Source organism: Pseudomonas syringae CC1557 (assembly GCF_000452705.1).
Classification (GTDB): domain Bacteria; phylum Pseudomonadota; class Gammaproteobacteria; order Pseudomonadales; family Pseudomonadaceae; genus Aquipseudomonas; species Aquipseudomonas syringae_F.
In genome coordinates, this window is sequence record NZ_CP007014.1 from 66,149 (window position 1) to 83,119 (window position 16,971).

Here is a 16,971-nt window from a genome sequence, read left to right on the forward strand (position 1 = left end):
CGCACAGCCCTGAGATTTCGATCAGTTCCGTGACTCGGCCTTGGCATTCGGGGTCCCGGAGTGGATGGAAACCCTAGAGCTGCTGCATCATTTTGCGAACGCCCGCCACATGACGGCGGCTGACAGTCAGAGCATCGCTGGCCTGAAGACCTCTCACGAACAACTGAAAGTGCCCAAGCGGCGTGCGTTGCATGCGCTCGATTCGGTCGCGCGCCACCAGTGCGTTGCGGTGAATACGCACGAACCGATCACCGAACTCGTCCTCCAGTGCCTTCAATGGCTCGTCCAGCAGGACCTCTCCACCTTCATGTCGCAGGGTGACGTACTTGTGATCAGCAATGAAATAGATCACATGGTCCAGCGGAATCAGCTCGATGCCCTTACGGGTGCGGGCGCTGATATGACTGCGCGGACCTGAGCCGCTTTCGGCAGCAGGGCGAGTCATCGCTGCCAACTGAACGCGATTCGGGCGCTCGGCCTTGCGCAAGGCTTCGATCAGATGCTCGGAGCGTACGGGTTTGACCAGGTAGCCGACCGCGCTGACCTGAAAAGCTTCCAGGGCAAACTCGTCGTGTGCGGTGCAGAACACGACGGCTGGCGGCGCTTCACGCTCGCACAGCCTCGCCGCGACTTGCAGGCCATCAAGGCCCGGCATTCGGATATCGAGCAATACGATATCCGGTTTGTGGGTTTCGATCAGCGCCAAGGCTTCTTCGCCATTGGAGGCGCTGGATTCCAGTACTCGGTAACCCTCGATTTCGTTGACCATGCGGCTGAGTCGCTCGCGGGCCAAGGGTTCGTCATCAACGATCAGGACATTCATATAGCTCTGGCTTCCTGCGTGAGTCTCGCACAAGGATAGCGTAGACAGGTGTAGTGACGACCGTCACGGCGCTCCACGCTCAGACTGGCGTGCGGACCAAAAAGTGCCGCGATACGTGCACCGATATTTGTCAGGGCTTGCTGAGTACCATTGGAAGTCTGCCGAGTGGCAGCTTCTTCATAGGGATTGCTGACGCTCAATATGAACTCTCCCTCTTCATAGTCTGCTTCGACTGTCACTACGCCCCCTTCGATTCGCGGAGCAATGCCATAGATCAAAGCGTTTTCAAGTAATGGCTGCAAGGTTAGCTGGGGAATCGGCAAATCATCGGGAATTGTGCTTACCCTCCAGTCCAACTGTAGACGCTCGCCGAGGCGATATTGCTCAATCGATAAATATCGTTTTGCCAACGCCAGCTCTTCGGCCCATGTCACCAGGCTCCCGGGCTTGGCCAGGCTGGCACGAAACAGGTCAGACAAATCCAGTACCGCCTGCTCCGCCTTGACCGGGTCGCTGGCGACCAGGCTCGCAATACTGTTGAGGGTGTTGAACAGAAAATGCGGGCGGATACGTGCCTGCAATGATTCGATTCTTGCTCGCAGTTCGCCCTGTTGCTGCTTGCGCCATTGGCTCTGGAGATAGAAGTAACGCAGCATCAGGGCTGACATGATCAAGGCGATAGTCGAGTAACGCAGGTAACGCTCGACCATCCCGCTGATCGAGATTCTCCCGGTAAGCTGACACACATCGGTGACGGCCGTGCACAATAACGTCAAACCGACCACCAGCAGGCAGCTGAGCATGCCGGCCAGCCCTGGCGTCAGGCGCGCCAGCCAAGGCCGCAGCCCGCAGAGCAGCGCCGCCGAGAGCAGTACGATCCACTGCACGAACAGTGACATCAGCGCCAGGCGCACCCAGTCGAACCCGCTGCGCATCGGTTCTACCAGCACCAGAATCAACACCAGCAGCTCGGCCAGCACCACGAGCACCAGCAATGCCTGCGGCAGGCACAGTTCGGGGAGGAAAAAGTCTTTGCCGGGAACGGGCCTGGCGGGGTGTTTCAACGGTTTGGTCTGCATGGCTTCAGTCTCTGCCCTGGCCTCGTCGGCAGCAAGCCATCCGGGAATAAAAAAGCATCAACCCTGTTATCATCGCTACCGCCCTTGTGCCAGGTATCGGGCACGCCACTTACTGTTGAGCAACGAGCGAATCCATGAGCACCGACAAGACCAACCAGTCCTGGGGCGGCCGCTTCAGTGAACCCGTCGACGCATTCGTCGCACGTTTCACTGCCTCCGTCACCTTCGATCAACGCCTGTATCGCCACGACATCATGGGCTCCATCGCCCACGCCACGATGCTGGCCAAGGTGGGCGTTCTGACCGACGCCGAGCGCGATACCATCGTTGAAGGCCTGCACACCATCCAGGCGGAAATCGAGGCCGGCAGCTTCGAGTGGCGCGTCGATCTGGAAGACGTGCACATGAACATTGAAGCACGCCTGACCGACCGCATCGGCATCACCGGCAAGAAGCTGCACACCGGTCGCAGCCGCAACGATCAGGTGGCCACTGATATTCGCCTGTGGTTGCGTGACGAAATCGACCTGATCCTGAGTGAGATCACGCGTCTGCAGCAAGGTTTGCTGGGGCAGGCCGAGCGCGAAGCTGAAACCATCATGCCCGGCTTCACGCATTTGCAGACGGCCCAGCCAGTAACATTTGGTCACCATATGCTGGCCTGGTTTGAAATGCTCAGCCGCGACTACGAGCGTCTGGTGGACTGTCGCAAGCGTCTGAACCGCATGCCGCTGGGCAGCGCTGCGCTGGCGGGCACCACTTACCCGATCGACCGCGAACTGACCTGCAAACTGCTCGGCTTCGACGTGGTGGGTGGCAACTCGCTGGACGGCGTGTCGGATCGCGATTTCGCCATCGAATTCTGCTCGGCCGCTTCCATTGCCATGATGCACCTGTCGCGCTTCTCGGAAGAGCTGGTGCTCTGGACCAGTGCGCAATTTCAGTTCATCGACTTGCCGGATCGCTTCTGCACGGGCAGCTCGATCATGCCGCAGAAGAAAAACCCTGACGTCCCTGAACTGGTACGCGGCAAGAGCGGCCGTGTATTCGGCGCATTGATGGGCCTGCTGACCTTGATGAAAGGCCAGCCGCTGGCCTACAACAAGGACAACCAGGAAGACAAGGAACCTTTGTTCGACGCTGCCGACACCCTGCGTGATTCGCTGCGTGCTTTCGCCGACATGATCCCGGCGATCAAACCGAAGCACGCGATCATGCGCGAAGCGGCGCTGCGCGGGTTCTCCACGGCGACCGATCTGGCTGACTACCTCGTGCGCCGTGGCCTGCCGTTCCGTGACTGCCATGAAATTGTGGGTCATGCCGTGAAATACGGCGTGGAAACCGGCAAGGACCTGGCGGAAATGAGCCTGGAAGAGCTGCGTCAGTTCAGCAACCAGATCGAGCAGGATGTGTTCGCGGTGCTGACCCTGGAAGGCTCTGTGAATGCCCGTAACCACATCGGTGGCACCGCTCCCGAGCAAGTCCGCGCCGCCGTGGTTCGCGGCCAGGAGCTGCTGGCCGGGCGCTGAACATACCCCGCACCCACGCCGGAGCCTCTGATCATCGTTCCCACTCCGCGTGGGAACGCCCTCCTGGAGGCTCTGCGTCCGATCCTGAAGGCGCACCGCGGCACAGATGTGTGACTCAGAGCGTCACGAATTGCATGCCGACGCGGAGCATTGGCACGACAGTGCTCTCCCGGGCACTTATCGTTCCTACGAGTCTTTCAACACCTGCCGATTTCCCTCCAGCGCACCCCGCCGTTATCATCCCCCGCATCTTGTGAAGGACTTATCCGATGCTTAATGGCCTGTGGCTTGGTTTTTTTGTCGTGGCGACGATTTCAGCGCTGGTGCAGTGGCTGGTGGGCGGCAATGCGGGCATTTTTGCGGCGATGGTCGAAAGCATCTTTGCCATGGCCAAGCTGTCGGTCGAGGTGATGGTGCTGTTGTTCGGCACGCTGACCCTGTGGCTGGGTTTTCTGCGTATCGCGGAAAAGGCCGGGATTGTCGACTGGCTGGCCAAAGTCCTCGGGCCACTGTTCCTGCGCCTGATGCCGGAAGTCCCGCCAGGCCATCCGGCGCTGGGTCTTATTACCCTCAACTTTGCCGCCAACGCCCTGGGTCTCGACAACGCGGCGACGCCTATCGGCCTGAAAGCCATGCGTTCGTTGCAGGAGCTCAATCCCAGCAAGACCGCTGCCAGTAACGCGCAGATCCTGTTTCTAGTACTTAATGCCTCGTCTCTGACCCTGCTGCCGGTGACGATCTTCATGTACCGCGCTCAGCAAGGTGCGCCCGATCCGACGCTGGTGTTCCTGCCGATCCTGCTGGCGACCAGCGTTTCGACTATCGTCGGCCTGCTGTCGGTAGCCTTCATGCAGCGGCTGCGCTTGTGGGACCCGGTGGTGCTCGCCTATCTGATCCCCGGCGCTTTGCTGCTGGGGGCGTTCATGGCCTTTCTCGGCACCCTTTCGGCGGCTGCGCTGGCGGGCCTGTCGTCGATTCTGGGCAACCTCACGCTGTTCGGCCTGATCATGATGTTCCTGATCATCGGCACGCTGCGCAAAGTGCTGGTTTACGAGGCCTTCGTCGAAGGCGCGAAAGAAGGCTTCGACGTCGCCAAGAGTCTGCTGCCTTATCTGGTCGCGATGCTCTGCGCGGTGGGCGTGCTGCGTGCCTCAGGAGCGCTGGACTTCGGCCTCGAAGGCATTCGGCATGTGGTGCAGTGGCTGGGGTTGGATACCCGCTTTGTCGATGCGCTGCCGACGGCGATGGTCAAACCCTTTTCCGGCAGCGCTGCCCGTGCCTTGCTGATAGAAACCATGCAGACCCAGGGCGTGGACAGCTTCGCCGCACTGGCGGCTGCGACGATTCAGGGTAGCACCGAAACCACTTTCTATGTACTGGCGGTGTACTTCGGTGCGGTAGGCATTCAGCGCGCCCGTCATGCAGTGGGTTGCGCGCTGCTGGCTGAATTTTCCGGCGTTGTGGCAGCAATCTTCGTCTGCTATTGGTTTTTCGGCGCGACTGCCAGCTAGGACGCTATTGCGCTGGCGCTGCGGGTGCTGACTCGGCCGGAGCAGCCTCCTGCTTCTGCTCGCTGGCCTCAGGTTCCGCAGGTGCCGATTCAGGCGTTGCTTCTTCGGTTGGGTCGCCGCCCGGCTTGAGCTTGATCAGCCTGCCAGTCGGTCGTTTCACGGCTGGCTGGTCGTTGTCGGTTACCACGAAACGCAACACGCCGATCATCTGCCCATCCTCGGTCAGCACTCGCACCTGCCAGCGGCCGGTGACGTCCTGCGGGAAGTTCTGCTTGCGCGTCCAGGCGCGATAGCCTTCCTTGCGCCCGCCGTGGATGTCCAGGGCGATGCGGTCCATCTCCTGACCTTCGTGCCACCACACATGGTAAATGCGCTCATCAAGGCCGCGTGGCGCGTTGATGGCGGTGTAGGCGTACAGACCACCGTTGCGCAACTGTTTGACGCTGATCAGCGAGATGCTGTCCCCTGGCGTGCGATTCTTGTTATCGAAATCCGGGCTGACCGCCACCTCGGTCAACCAGAGTGTCGCCGGTGGCACCCAGGAGCGCAGCAGCCAGCCCGCCGCGCCGATGGCCAGGATCATCGTGATAACGGTCGCCGCGCTGCGCCAGGTGTTGAGCGGGAAGTTCGACATCAGGCTGGGTGCCGACAACAGCATCGCCACGCCCAGTGCCAGCTTGTAACTCTCGGCGGTGGTCAGGTGCAGGATGATTGGCAGCGCGGTGAGCAGCGCGGCAAATAGCGTCAGGGTGTGCAGCGTCATGAACAGCCAGCGCCTTGGTGCCAGCCATTTGTAGTAGAGCGGGTCAATGATCGAGATCAGTCCAGCGGCCCCAAGCGCTGCGGTGAAGACGGCCTGACCGCTGTTCCAGGTGGTGGTGATGAAAAAGAACGGCAGCACGAAAAACAGGCTTTCCTGGTGGATCATCTGCGTGCCATAGCGCAGCAGGCCTTGCGGAATTTCGCGCCCCAGTGCCTTGTTGAGCAGCCCGACCATGGTGTTCTCGATCATCAGCCACAGCCAACTGATCAACATGACCACTGCGATCCAGGTGGCCAGGCTTTCCTGGCGGTCAACCAGAATGAAACTGGCGATCCCGGAAACGAAACCAAACGCCGCAATGAGCCCCGGATAGCGCTGCATCAAGTTGAGCACGGGTGTCACATAGCGGTTCAGATCAAGCATCGGGGTCGTTCACTCAGGTTGATTCATACAAAAACCGCGCAGCGTACCAAACGCTGCGCGGTGCCTGCACCAGACGTGCAGTCAGGTATCAGGATTCTATTTTTTTCGGGTCCGCCAGCGCCACAAGGCCAGCAGCACAATCAGGGCCAGTGCTCCCGCCAGCAATCCATACAGGCCGTCGTAGCTGAGCAGCGGTTTTTCGATTCGCATGTAGCCAGGCTGGGCGAGTAACTGACGCATGGCTTGATTGGCAGTATCGAGGCTCACCGCCTTGATACGTTTTGCAGGGTCGCCAAAGCGCCCGTTTTCATAGTCGTTGAGCGCGCTCCAATAGTAGTCGGCCAGCGCACTGTTGCCCTGAGTGGCCCACGATTGCCGGTCAATAGCGAGCTGTTGCAGTCGCGCAAACGTGGCGGGCTGCATGCCCTCTTTCTGCAAACGCTCGACCAGCGTCCGGATATCCTGCTCGGTTTCGGTGACATCTTCACGCTCGACGTCGGCGTTCAGGCTCAGGAAGCCGACATCGCCGAACACTTCGCGCTCTGCCGACGGCCCGTAGGACAGCCCGTGCTTCAGGCGCAGCTCAGTGTAGAGCGCCCAGTCGAGATACGCTTTGACCAGATCCCAGGTCTCATCGTGCTGGTCGTCGAGTTGCGGCTCAGGATAGATCAGATGCAACCTGGCGTTGGCCCCCAGACCACCCCGTTGCAGCTCGCGACGCGGCTCGGCAGCGCCGTTGCTTTGCGCCAGCGGCGGGTGGTCGATCGGATCGGTCGGTGCCAGCTTGCCGAACGTTCGCTCCAGATAGGCAGGCAGCAGCTTGTCCAGATCGCCCACCACGATCAGCGTCATGTTGTTGGGTGCGTACCAGTTGGCAAACACGTCCTCGACATGCTCCAGCTTGATGCCGTCGACCTCGGGGCGTTCGGCGCACTTCAAGCCCAGCTCCACGGCCAGCCGGCTGCTGGCGCTGCGTCCCGAGTCGTGTTGCTCAAGCAGGTGCTGTAAATGCGAGAAGTGTCCGCCGTCTTCGCGCTCCACCACACGCTTGACGCCGTCCAGACGCGCCTGGCTCAGCTCGGTTCGGGTCATGATCTCCAGCAGCAGGTCCAGCACCTTGCGCTGGTTGCGCGCGGGTGCTTCGATCACAAAGGTGGTGTCGGCATTGCTGGTAAACGCATTCCATTCGCCACCAAGTGCCTGCATGCGCTCTTCGAGCCCGCCTTCGCCACTGTCATCAACTCCGCTGAACAAAAGGTGTTCCAGCAGGTGTGGCAATTCCTTGTCCGCACAGGGAAAGTCATCGAAACCGATGCCCACGACCAGCCGGATGGCCACATGGCCCTTTTCATAACCGGGCTTGAGAAGGATTTGCAAACCATTGGGCAGCAGATAGCCCTCGACCTGAAGACGGTCAAGGGCAAACGAAGGGAGTGAACCGAGGAGCAGACAAGCGAACAGCAGGCAACGCATAAAACAGCTTTCCTGACGGGCCGGTATGTTTAACAGACTTCACCTCTGCCCTTACGTTCACCGTGATCGTTCGGGTTCGTCCTCGCTCGACAAGGCGCCTGTGTCAGCGGTTTCCAGTACTGCGTAGGCGCTGCTGCAGAACAGCGAATTGAGGCGTTTCATGTCGGCGATCAGCTCCAGGTGCAGCGAGCTGGTCTCTATACTCTGCACCACCTTGTTGCGCAGGCGGCTGACGTGAGCGTGGGCCAGGCGACGTTCCTCGGCCCTGAAGCGGCGTTTCTCACGCAATAATTGACGCGCACTTTCGTGATCGCCGCTGAGGAAAACCGAAAGCCCCAGGCGCAGGTTTGACTGGAGCTGAATATGCAGATCGGCCAGCTCTTCGAGCCCGACTTCGGAGAAGGAGCGACGATGCGCGGTCTTCTGCTGCTGGATCTTGCGCAGCATGCGTTCAATCAGGCCGCTGGCCAGTTCCAGGTTGATGGTCAGCTCGATGATCTCGGCCCAGCGCCGGTTATCGTGCTCGCCGAGGTCTTCACGGGGCATCTGCGCCAGATACAGCTTGATCGCGCTATACAGTGCTTCAACGTCGTCGTTCAGACGGCGCACTTCCTGCGTGACGGCTGTTTGCGTACCGCGCAGCACCGCCAGCATCGAACCGAGCATGCTTTCGATCAGGTCGCCCATGCGCAAGGTTTCGCGCACTGCGTTGGCCAGTGCGAGGCTGGGCGTCGACAGCGCGGTCAGGTCCAGATGCCGAGGTTTGGCCAGCCCGCCGGTTTCATTCTGCTGTGGCAGCAAGTACGAGCACAGCCGCGCCATCGGGGCCACGGTGGGCAGCATGATCAGGCAGCGCACGGTGTTGTAGATCAGATGAAAGCCGATGACCAGTTCCTGTGGACGAAAGCCCAGCGTGTCGATCCATTCGACTAGCGGATCGAGCACCGGAATGATCAGCAGCAAGCCAAGCAGTTTGTACAGCAGGCTGCCGAGCGCCACTTGCCGACCGGCAACGTTCTGCATGCTGGTGCTGAGGAACGCTAGCAGCCCACTGCCGATGTTGGCGCCGATCACTAGCCCGATCGCGACCGGCAAACCGATGACTTCGGTGCCTGCCAGCGTGGCAGTCAACAGCACCGCTGCCAGGCTGGAGTAGGAAATCAGCGCGAACATGGCGCCTACCAGCGCATCCAGCAACAGGTCGCCGGTCAGCGATGCAAACAGCACCTTCACACCGGCCGCCTGCGTGATCGGCGCGGCAGCCGCGACGATCAATTGCAGCGCCAGTACGATCAAGCCCAGACCGATACCGACCCGGCCCATTTGGCCGGCGCGGGTCTGTTTGCGCGACAGGAAGAACACCACGCCGAGGAAAATCAGCAGCGGCGACAGCCATGACAAGTCAAATGTCAGCACGCGGGACATCAGTGCCGTGCCGACATCGGCCCCCAGCATGATCACCAGCGCAGGCGTCAGCGTCATCAGGCCCTGGCCGACGAAGGAGGTCACCAGCATGGCGGTAGCGTTACTGCTCTGCACGGTGGCGGTCACCAGAATGCCGGCGATGAACGCCAGCGGCCGTTTGGACATGTTCTGGCTGAGCAAGCGGCGCAGTTGCGCTCCGTAAACACGAAGGATGCCGGTGCGCACGATATGTGTGCCCCAGATCAGCAGGGCGACAGCAGACAGCAAATCGAGCAGGGTCAGCATGCAGAAAGCCCCTGAGGTTTGCCCGTTCAGGCGATGAATTGAAAGATGTAGCGTGTAGCGAGCGAGGACGGGTTTATAGCGCTCTACTAAGCTTTAGTCGGCCTTTGGCCTTGGCGCCAGCATCGCACAGGGCGAGAGTCATTGAAATAAAAGTGTCATAAATCAGTATTTTGATGTCGCTTACGGGCACATGCCATGGACATGCCGCAGACAGTTCATGCGCTGGCGCCAACTTGCCGCCCGAAGACGGCAAGTGGATTACCCGGTCAATCCATGGTGAATGCGACGTTGGGTTCGAGTTTCATCCCGACGGCTTTTGCGACCTTCATGCCCTTTTCATACGAAAACGATTTATCCGCAGTGGGCTGGAAAAACTCCACGAAATCCAGACTGCGACGGCTGAATACGAACCCGCCGATCAGTGGCCGATTGACTGCATACAGGTGCGGACACAGCGCCATCATCGAGGATGCGGGCACGCCGATCAGGTGTTCCTCAAGATCACCTTCTTGCTGAGCGTCCTGCGGGTAGAACCACAGCGGGGTGCTGATAAACAGGTAGGAGTCCGGCCCCAGACTGGAAAGCAGCGTCCGTACCAGCCATCGTGCAGTGTCTGCCGTCAGGTGCTCGACAACGTCCAGCAGGCAGATTATCCGGTACTGAGCGAGCCGCTCGGATGACAACTCCTGAGCCAGACCATGCCAGATGTTGCGGTAGGTGGCGTTTTCATACAGCTGCGAATTCTGGCAGTTGGCCTCCCAGCCATCGATGCCATCTACCGACCAGTGCGCAGTGTCCGGATTCGATTTGATCAAGGCCCCCATTGTTCCGGAGCCAAAGCCGATATCCAGAACTTCTACATCAGCGCTGAGATCCTTGAGGATATGGAAAATCATCGCTTTTGGGGACACCGAATCACCTTCCACGTGGCCAGATGCAGGTGGGCAACCTTCGATGGGCTGATAGTTTTCAACATACTGCTTCATGGTCGAGATCCTTGACGGGGTCGGTAGGGGATGTGCCGGCTATCTTGCTGAAGCATCCGTGTCGGGCTTTGGCGTCAGTGCAAGTAGTGTAGGGGGTTTCGAATGCCAGGCCCTCAATCCTGCGAAATGATCAGAGTTGCCTGTTCACAAGGCTGTCTATCGGCCGACAGCTGTACTTTCTGAAATAGGCCCGAATTGACTGGTACCGATGCTCCGCGCCGCATCCAGGTCCCGACGTGCACTCAAGGCTGGATGCAGAGCGTTCAGAACGGCATGCCAATGCGGAGCATTGGCACGATATTCGACGGGTGATAACGGCATTGGGAACTCAACGAAACCGGTCAACCTCTTTGCGCAATTCGGTCGCCAGGCCGTTCAGCTCCTGGGCGGTGATTGCGAGGTTTGACATGACCTGGCGTTGTTCGCTGTTGGCCATGGCGATGCTTTGCAGGTTGCTGCTGAGCATGGTTGCGGTGCTGCTTTGTTCTTGGGTCGCCGTGGTGATGGCTGCGAACTGATGCCCGGCCGAACGGCTCTGCTCGTCGATCTGCGTCAGTGCGGACGCCACTTTCGAGTTAAGCGACAGACCTTCCTGCATCAGGGTGTTGCCCTGCTGCATGGTGCTGATGGCGTTGCCGGTTTCCTGCTGGATGCTGGCGATCATGCCGGAAATTTCGTCGGTGGCTTCGCGTGTACGTGACGCCAGGCTGCGAACTTCATCCGCTACCACGGCAAAGCCACGGCCTTGCTCGCCGGCGCGTGCAGCCTCGATGGCGGCGTTGAGGGCGAGCAGGTTGGTCTGGTCGGCGATCGACGTGATCACCCCGACAATGCTGCCGATTTCCTGCGAACGCTGGCCCAGCGTGTCGATGACTTTCGCGGTGCTGCTCAACGACGTTGCGATCTGTTGCAGCGACGAAGACGCTTCGTCCATGGACGTGCGCCCAATGCGGGTCTGTTGCGCGTTCTCCTGCGCCAGACGCTCGGTATTGCCCATGTTGTCAGCGATGTTCATCGACGTGGCGCTGAATTCCTCAACGGCACCGGCCATGCTGGTGATCTCGCCGGACTGTTGCTCCATGCCCTCGTAAGCACCGCCGGACAGGCCGGACAACACATTGGCGCGGCTGCTGACTTCCTGCGCGGCGGTACGGATGTGCGAAACCATGGACGACAGCGCTTCACTCATCTTGTTGAAGCTGCCGGACAACTGGCCGATTTCGTCGTTGCTGGTCACATTGAGACGCACGCTCAGGTCGCCAGCGCCCAGTGCATCGGCCTGACGAACCAGCTCAGAGAGTGGACGCAGCTTGCTGCGCAGCAGCCAGATGGCGCTGACCACCGCAATGATCATGGCCAGCAGGCTACCGATGGCCAGTTGCGTGCCCACGTTCCAGGTTACTTCGCTGATTTCACTGCGCGGCATGCTGGCGATGACTGTCCAGGGGCCTCCTGCGAATGGTTGGCCGACGCTGTAATAATCATCGTCGCCTTCACTCCAGAACTGCGCCTTGCCCGGTTTGCTGGCGAGGTCTGCAACGGCTTTCGCAGCACCTTCCGAGGATTTGACGCCCGCAGGCGCGACCAGCCAAGTGCCCTTGTCGTCCAGCAGGGCCAGCGAACCGGTAGAGCCGATACGGAAGCTCTTCAGGTTATCGAACTGAGTTTTTTGCGCGTCGGTGTAATCGAACCCTACGAACAGTGCCGCAATGATTTTGCCGCTGCTGTCACGTACCGGGCTGTATTGGGTCATGTAATAACGATCAAACAATACCGCTTTCCCGACATAGCTCTGACCCGCCATCAAGCGCTCATAGGCGGCGCCTTTGCGATCCAGCACGGTGCCGATGGCGCGCGTGCCATCCTGCTTGCTCAATGAGGTGCTGATGCGGACAAAGTCATCGCCACTGCGCACGAAAATCGTCGCCACGCCTGCAGTCATCGAGCGGAATTCATCGACTTCGGTAAAGTCGTTGTTCAGTGCTGTATCACGCAGATACAGGCCCGGCGTAGAAGTGCCCGCTACGGTTACCGGCTTGTCTGCTTGCAGGGTCAGGCCTTCGGCGAAGCGCTTCTCGAACAGGCCGCTCAGGCGCTGGGTACTGTCGCGCAACGTGCTGTGGAAGGTGTTGAGCTGGTCGGCGAGCAGTCTGGCTTCGCTCGACATGTGTTCTTCGCGAATGACCAGGTTGGACGCGTCCAGGGATCTCAAGGCGAACAGCGTACTGCCGCTGATAACGACGGCGAGGATTACTGCCAGGGCAATACCAAGTTGCGAGGCGATTCTAGTACGGGGCTTGGACATAGAGACTCCACGCCAAATGACTGGAGTCGCCACATCCCTGGCTTACCATTCAGCGAATAATTAGTTGGTATTTCTTGCCGCCTGAATAGGCGAGATTCTCAAGCAGTGCTTCGGCCATCGACTTCGTTACTTGAGCGCTTCGCGCGACATTTATGAATGATGGCAGTTCAATACTAAGCTAAATATTAATGAAGTACTTCAACTAGTGGCAACTCCATGGCTTTCACTTCTGCCAGAAGAAAATCACTGAGGCGTCTTAGCCGCTCTGCGCCGGGCCTTGTGCGCGGCCAGACCAGATAATAATTTTCTCCGCTGAACACTGCCGTACGCCACGGCAGGCTTAAGCGCGCCTGCGCCACATCTTCGGCAACCATCAGCAAGTCGCCCATCGAGACCCCGTAGCCGCGTGCTGCCGCAATCATTCCGAGCTCAAGCGTGTCGAATACCTGCCCGCCTTTCAGTGAGACCTTGTCAGCCAGACCCATGCGCTTCAGCCAGGTGCCCCAGTCGCGGCGATCCGGTGTCGGGTGCAACAGTTCTGCCCTCGCCAGCCGTTCGACATTCCACGGCGGATCCTGCAACAAGGTAGGCGCCCCCACCGGTATCAGTAACTCCGGAAACAGCAGCGTGGCCTCCCAGTCCGCCGGAAAATGCCCTTGGCTGAGCAGAATCGCGCAATCAAAAGGCTCTTGGGTGAAATCCACGGCGTCGATGTCCATCCAGGCGCTGGTCAGCTGCACTTCATTGCCGGGTTGCAGATGACGAAAACGGCTGAGCCGCGCCAACAACCAGCGCATGGTCAGGGTCGAAGGCGCCTTCATGCGCAGGATGCCTTCCTCGGCCTGCAAGGTGCTGCAGGCCCGCTCCAGCGCCAGAAAGCCATCGCGCACGCCGGGTAAAAGCGTGCGTGCCGACTCGGTCAGTTGCAGGTTGCGCCCGTTACGCTGAAACAAACGGCAGGCGAAGTGTTCCTCCAGCGTACGGATATGCCGACTGACCGCACTTTGGGTGATTGACAGTTCTTCTGCTGCACGCGTGAACGAGGTATGCCGCGCGGCGGCTTCAAATGCTCTCAGTGCATAAAGTGGCGGGAGATTGCGAGGCATGCGGAGCTTCCTGCTGGCGATGAACCGTTACTCTACTGCAAATCGCTTCAGATGAGTTTTAGTCATGCTGAGCATCGGATTTATCGTTTTGTGCTTCGCCGTTTAAATGTCCAGAATACGTTGCTCCAAAGTCCCTTCGCCTTAGAGCACCGCCACCATGCAGCAGCCCGCCTTCAAAGAACTCTGGATTATCCTGCGCCTGGCCGGGCCGCTGATCGCGTCGCAGATGGCGCACATGCTGATGGTCTTCACCGACACGGTCATGATGGGCAAGATCGGTCCCGAAGCGCTGGCGGGCGGCGGGTTGGGCGCTGCGACTTACAGCTTCATCTCGTTTTTCTGCGTCGGTGTGATGGCGGCGGTCGGTACGCTGGTTTCGATCCGCCACGGTGCGGGTGATACAGAAGGTGCCACGCGCCTGACGCAGGCCGGGTTATGGCTGGCGTGGGGCATGGCGCTGGTGGCCGCACTGCTGTTGTGGAACCTGGAGCCGGTGCTGTTGCAGTTCGGTCAGGCCGAAGCCAACGTGCACATGGCTGCGCAATTTCTGATCACTCTGCCGTTGGCCCTGCCCGGCCTGCTCAGTTTCATGGCGCTGCGTGGCTTCACCAGCGCGCTGGGCCGTGCGGGCCCGGTGATGGCCATCAGTGTGGCCGGTGCCGTTGCCAACTTTGCGCTCAATTACGCGATGATTCATCAATGGCTCGGCTTGCCAAACCTCGGGCTGATGGGCATCGGTCTGGTCACCGCTGTTGTGACCAACTGCATGGCACTGGCGCTGGCATTGCACATCAAGCGCCATCCGGCCTATGCGGCGTATCCGATCGGCAAGGGGTTGTCGAAACTGTCGCGCAGCCATTTGAAAGAACTGTGGCGTCTCGGCTTGCCGATTGGCGGGACCTACGCGGTGGAGGTCGGGCTGTTCACCTTCGCGGCGTTCTGCATGGGGGCGATGGGCAGTACGCAGATGGCGGCGCACCAGATCGCCCTGCAAACCGTGTCCATGGCGTTCATGATCCCGGTGGGCATTTCCTACGCGGTGACCATGCGTATCGGTCAGCACTATGGCGCTGGCAACATGCTTATGGCGCGCACCGCCGGGCGTGTCGGGATCGGTTTTGGCGGCAGTGTGATGCTGATGTTCGGGATTCTGTTCTGGCTGGTCCCGCATTGGGTCATTGGCCTGTTTCTGGACATCAATGACCCGGCATTTGCCGAGATTGTCGTGCTGGCCACGAAGTTGCTGGCCATTGCTGCCTGGTTCGAGTTCTTCGACGGTACCCAGACCATCGCCATGGGCGCGATTCGCGGGCTCAAGGATGCGCGCACCACGTTCCTCATCGGCCTGGGCTGTTACTGGTTGATCGCTGCGCCTGCTGCGTGGCTGCTCGGGTTTTATGCCGACGCTGGCGCACCAGGCGTGTGGTGGGGGCTGGCCTTGGGCCTGCTCTGCTCGGCGCTGGCGCTGACCTACGCATTCGAGTGGAAGACGGCGCGCCTGTTACGTCGGGAGGCATCGGGCGTGGCGGTGCCGGGTCAGGCCGGCACATCGTTATCCTGACTTCGACACGTCCGGGTAGCGGGCTTCCGACCGCAGATACGTCACCAGCGCCGTCATCGGCAGCGGCCTGCTGATCAGATAGCCCTGCACCTGATCACAGCCGAAGCTGCGCAGTAACGCCAGTTGCCCGGCCGTTTCAACGCCTTCTGCCACCACTTCCAGATTCAGGTTGTGCGCCAGGTTGATCATCGCGTGGACCAGCTTGCGGTTCTCTTCGCGTGACTCCATCTGCCCGACGAAGCTCATGTCGATCTTGAGCAGCGCGATGGGCAGGCTGTTGAGGTGCATGAATGACGAATAGCCGGTGCCGAAGTCATCCAGCGAAAACCGCACACCCAGCCGTTTCAGCGCTTCCATGGTCTGCCTGACCTGATCAGTGCGTCGCATGACGGCGGTTTCGGTCAATTCAAATTCCAGCCAGCGTGCATCGACGTCCTGCTCTTCGATCAGGCGAGTGAGCGTCGGCAACAGCTGGCTGTCCTGAAACTGCCGGAACGACAGGTTGATCGCCATGTGCAGCGGCGCAAAACCCTGTTCGCGCAGGACCTGCATGTCGCGCAAGGCCCGGAAGATGACCCAGTAACCCAGCGGCACGATCAGGCCGCTTTGCTCGGCCAGTGGCACAAATTCGCTGGGTGGCAACAGGCCGCGTTCGTGATGACGCCAGCGCACCAGCGCTTCCAGACCGACGATACGGCCGCTTTGCAGGCACAGTCGCGGCTGGTAATGCAGTTCCATCTCGTCCCGGCGTAAGGCGTGGCGTAGTTCGCCTTCAAGGTCAGCGAGGCTGCGCGCTTTTCGGTTGATGCGCTCGTCAAACAGGTGGAAGGTGCAGCCTTGGGTACTCTTGGCCTGACGCATGGCAATGTGCGCGTGCCACATCAGCGGGTCGACATCGAGCTCGGTTTGCGAATGAGCGATCCCCAGGCTGCAGCCGAGTAACAGACTTTCACCGTCGACCCAGTAAGGCTCGGAAAGCACGTCGGTGATCCGTTCGGCCAGTTGCATGGCGCGGGCTGGCGTTTTCCGAGTGTCGATCAGCAATGCGAATTCGTCGCCACCCAGGCGGGCGATCTGGTCGCCAGCGTCGAGCTGGTTTTTCAGTCGGGCCACGACCTGCATGATCAGCCGGTCGCCGGCCTGATGGCCCAGCGAGTCATTGGCGCGTCGAAAGTTGTCGAGGTCCAGATGGCCCAGCGCCAGACTGCCGCCTTCGGCCAGGCGAGCGGCCAGCAGCACCTGAAAACCCTGGCGGTTGGCGATACCGGTCAACGGGTCCTGGCCAGCCAGGCGGCGCAAGCTGTCTTCGAGACGGCCGCGTTCATGAACATAGCGCAGGCATCTGCGCAAGGCGTCACCGGTCAGCGCGTTCCGCACCAGCCAGTCACTGACGCCACTCGGTTTGACCAGCGGTTCCTCTTCGAGCAGTACCACCGTGGGCAAAAGACAGCTGCCGGTCCTGGGCTGCAGCTCGGGTGTGGTCAACAGGACGGTATTGCGTTCATTGGCATAGCGCGCACTGAACGCCTCCCAACTGGCACCTGGCACAAGCGTTATGTTGCTGCCTGGCGTTGTAATGCAGTCGCTCAAGAGCGCCTGCCAGAGCGGCTCTTGCGCCAACAAAAGCAATTGCAAGGGTTCGACAGGTGTAGGCAATCTAACTTCCTAAGTACAAAGGAAAAATCGGTGGCCGCACTCTTCG

At 60.1% G+C, this 16,971-nt stretch carries 12 protein-coding genes and 1 pseudogene; 3 read left to right on the forward strand and 10 right to left on the reverse strand.

What is annotated here, in order from left to right; all coding sequences use genetic code 11:
• Positions 1-73: 73 nt before the first annotated feature.
• A complete protein-coding gene (locus tag N018_RS00325; RefSeq protein ID WP_024646727.1) occupies positions 74-823 on the reverse strand; it encodes a LytR/AlgR family response regulator transcription factor in 750 nt (249 codons plus the stop codon).
• Positions 820-1,902 carry a sensor histidine kinase gene (locus tag N018_RS00330; RefSeq protein WP_024646726.1) on the reverse strand — a complete coding sequence of 361 codons (1,083 nt, stop codon included), beginning with the start codon at positions 1,900-1,902 and terminating at the stop codon, positions 820-822. Before N018_RS00330 ends, N018_RS00325 begins: the two co-directional genes overlap by 4 nt.
• 134 nt (positions 1,903-2,036) lie before the next feature.
• Between N018_RS00330 and argH the strand changes: the two genes are divergently transcribed.
• Together argH and N018_RS00340 are read left to right on the forward strand one after the other, a co-directional pair.
• Positions 2,037-3,431: an argininosuccinate lyase gene (gene argH, locus N018_RS00335; protein WP_025388560.1), complete on the forward strand. Its 1,395-nt coding sequence runs from the start codon at positions 2,037-2,039 to the stop codon at positions 3,429-3,431.
• Positions 3,432-3,700: 269 nt separating this feature from the next.
• On the forward strand, positions 3,701-4,942 hold the full coding sequence (locus N018_RS00340; RefSeq protein ID WP_024646724.1) for a nucleoside recognition domain-containing protein: 1,242 nt from the start codon (positions 3,701-3,703) through the stop codon (positions 4,940-4,942).
• A gap of 4 nt (positions 4,943-4,946) precedes the next feature.
• On the opposite strand, the gene N018_RS00345 is transcribed toward N018_RS00340, so the two are convergent.
• The 7 genes and pseudogenes from N018_RS00345 to N018_RS00370 form a co-directional block, all read right to left on the reverse strand.
• A complete protein-coding gene (locus N018_RS00345; protein ID WP_025388561.1) occupies positions 4,947-6,128 on the reverse strand; it encodes a DUF5924 family protein in 1,182 nt (393 codons plus the stop codon).
• 96 nt (positions 6,129-6,224) lie between these two features.
• Positions 6,225-7,601 carry a M16 family metallopeptidase gene (locus N018_RS00350; protein WP_025388562.1) on the reverse strand — a complete coding sequence of 459 codons (1,377 nt, stop codon included), beginning with the start codon at positions 7,599-7,601 and terminating at the stop codon, positions 6,225-6,227.
• A gap of 57 nt (positions 7,602-7,658) precedes the next feature.
• A complete protein-coding gene (locus N018_RS00355; RefSeq protein WP_024646721.1) occupies positions 7,659-9,311 on the reverse strand; it encodes a Na/Pi cotransporter family protein in 1,653 nt (550 codons plus the stop codon).
• Between the two features lie 266 nt (positions 9,312-9,577).
• Positions 9,578-10,297, reverse strand: coding sequence for a class I SAM-dependent methyltransferase (locus N018_RS00360; protein WP_024646720.1), 720 nt, complete (start codon positions 10,295-10,297; stop codon positions 9,578-9,580).
• A 328-nt stretch (positions 10,298-10,625) separates the two neighbouring features.
• Positions 10,626-11,486, reverse strand: coding sequence for a methyl-accepting chemotaxis protein (locus tag N018_RS28460; RefSeq protein WP_418903498.1), 861 nt, complete (start codon positions 11,484-11,486; stop codon positions 10,626-10,628).
• Positions 11,481-12,602: pseudogene (locus tag N018_RS28465) on the reverse strand (Cache 3/Cache 2 fusion domain-containing protein); the annotation flags it as partial. The pseudogene N018_RS28465 and the gene N018_RS28460, both read right to left, overlap by 6 nt.
• Before the next feature lie 185 nt (positions 12,603-12,787).
• Positions 12,788-13,708, reverse strand: coding sequence for a LysR substrate-binding domain-containing protein (locus N018_RS00370; RefSeq protein ID WP_025388564.1), 921 nt, complete (start codon positions 13,706-13,708; stop codon positions 12,788-12,790).
• A gap of 157 nt (positions 13,709-13,865) precedes the next feature.
• Here N018_RS00370 and N018_RS00375 point away from each other — a divergent pair, with 157 nt between their 5' ends.
• Positions 13,866-15,269 (forward strand): NorM family multidrug efflux MATE transporter, encoded by a 1,404-nt coding sequence (locus tag N018_RS00375; protein ID WP_025388565.1) that lies wholly within the window; start codon positions 13,866-13,868, stop codon positions 15,267-15,269.
• Here N018_RS00375 and N018_RS00380 read toward each other — a convergent pair.
• Positions 15,261-16,925: a putative bifunctional diguanylate cyclase/phosphodiesterase gene (locus tag N018_RS00380; RefSeq protein WP_025388566.1), complete on the reverse strand. Its 1,665-nt coding sequence runs from the start codon at positions 16,923-16,925 to the stop codon at positions 15,261-15,263. The genes N018_RS00375 and N018_RS00380 overlap by 9 nt on opposite strands.
• Between the last annotated feature and the right edge of the window lie 46 nt (positions 16,926-16,971).

What these genes read in the sequence shown, in the direction of transcription:
- N018_RS00360 (WP_024646720.1), bottom strand. Translation starts at nt 10,297, where the DNA reads ATGAAGCAGTATGTTGAAAACTATCAGCCCATCGAAGGTTGCCCACCT.
- N018_RS00350 (WP_025388562.1), bottom strand. Translation starts at nt 7,601, where the DNA reads ATGCGTTGCCTGCTGTTCGCTTGTCTGCTCCTCGGTTCACTCCCTTCG.
- N018_RS00370 (WP_025388564.1), bottom strand. Translation starts at nt 13,708, where the DNA reads ATGCCTCGCAATCTCCCGCCACTTTATGCACTGAGAGCATTTGAAGCC.
- argH (WP_025388560.1), top strand. Translation starts at nt 2,037, where the DNA reads ATGAGCACCGACAAGACCAACCAGTCCTGGGGCGGCCGCTTCAGTGAA.
- N018_RS00345 (WP_025388561.1), bottom strand. Translation starts at nt 6,128, where the DNA reads ATGCTTGATCTGAACCGCTATGTGACACCCGTGCTCAACTTGATGCAG.
- N018_RS00355 (WP_024646721.1), bottom strand. Translation starts at nt 9,311, where the DNA reads ATGCTGACCCTGCTCGATTTGCTGTCTGCTGTCGCCCTGCTGATCTGG.
- N018_RS00375 (WP_025388565.1), top strand. Translation starts at nt 13,866, where the DNA reads ATGCAGCAGCCCGCCTTCAAAGAACTCTGGATTATCCTGCGCCTGGCC.
- N018_RS00325 (WP_024646727.1), bottom strand. Translation starts at nt 823, where the DNA reads ATGAATGTCCTGATCGTTGATGACGAACCCTTGGCCCGCGAGCGACTC.
- N018_RS28460 (WP_418903498.1), bottom strand. Translation starts at nt 11,486, where the DNA reads ATGAGTGAAGCGCTGTCGTCCATGGTTTCGCACATCCGTACCGCCGCG.
- N018_RS00340 (WP_024646724.1), top strand. Translation starts at nt 3,701, where the DNA reads ATGCTTAATGGCCTGTGGCTTGGTTTTTTTGTCGTGGCGACGATTTCA.
- N018_RS00330 (WP_024646726.1), bottom strand. Translation starts at nt 1,902, where the DNA reads ATGCAGACCAAACCGTTGAAACACCCCGCCAGGCCCGTTCCCGGCAAA.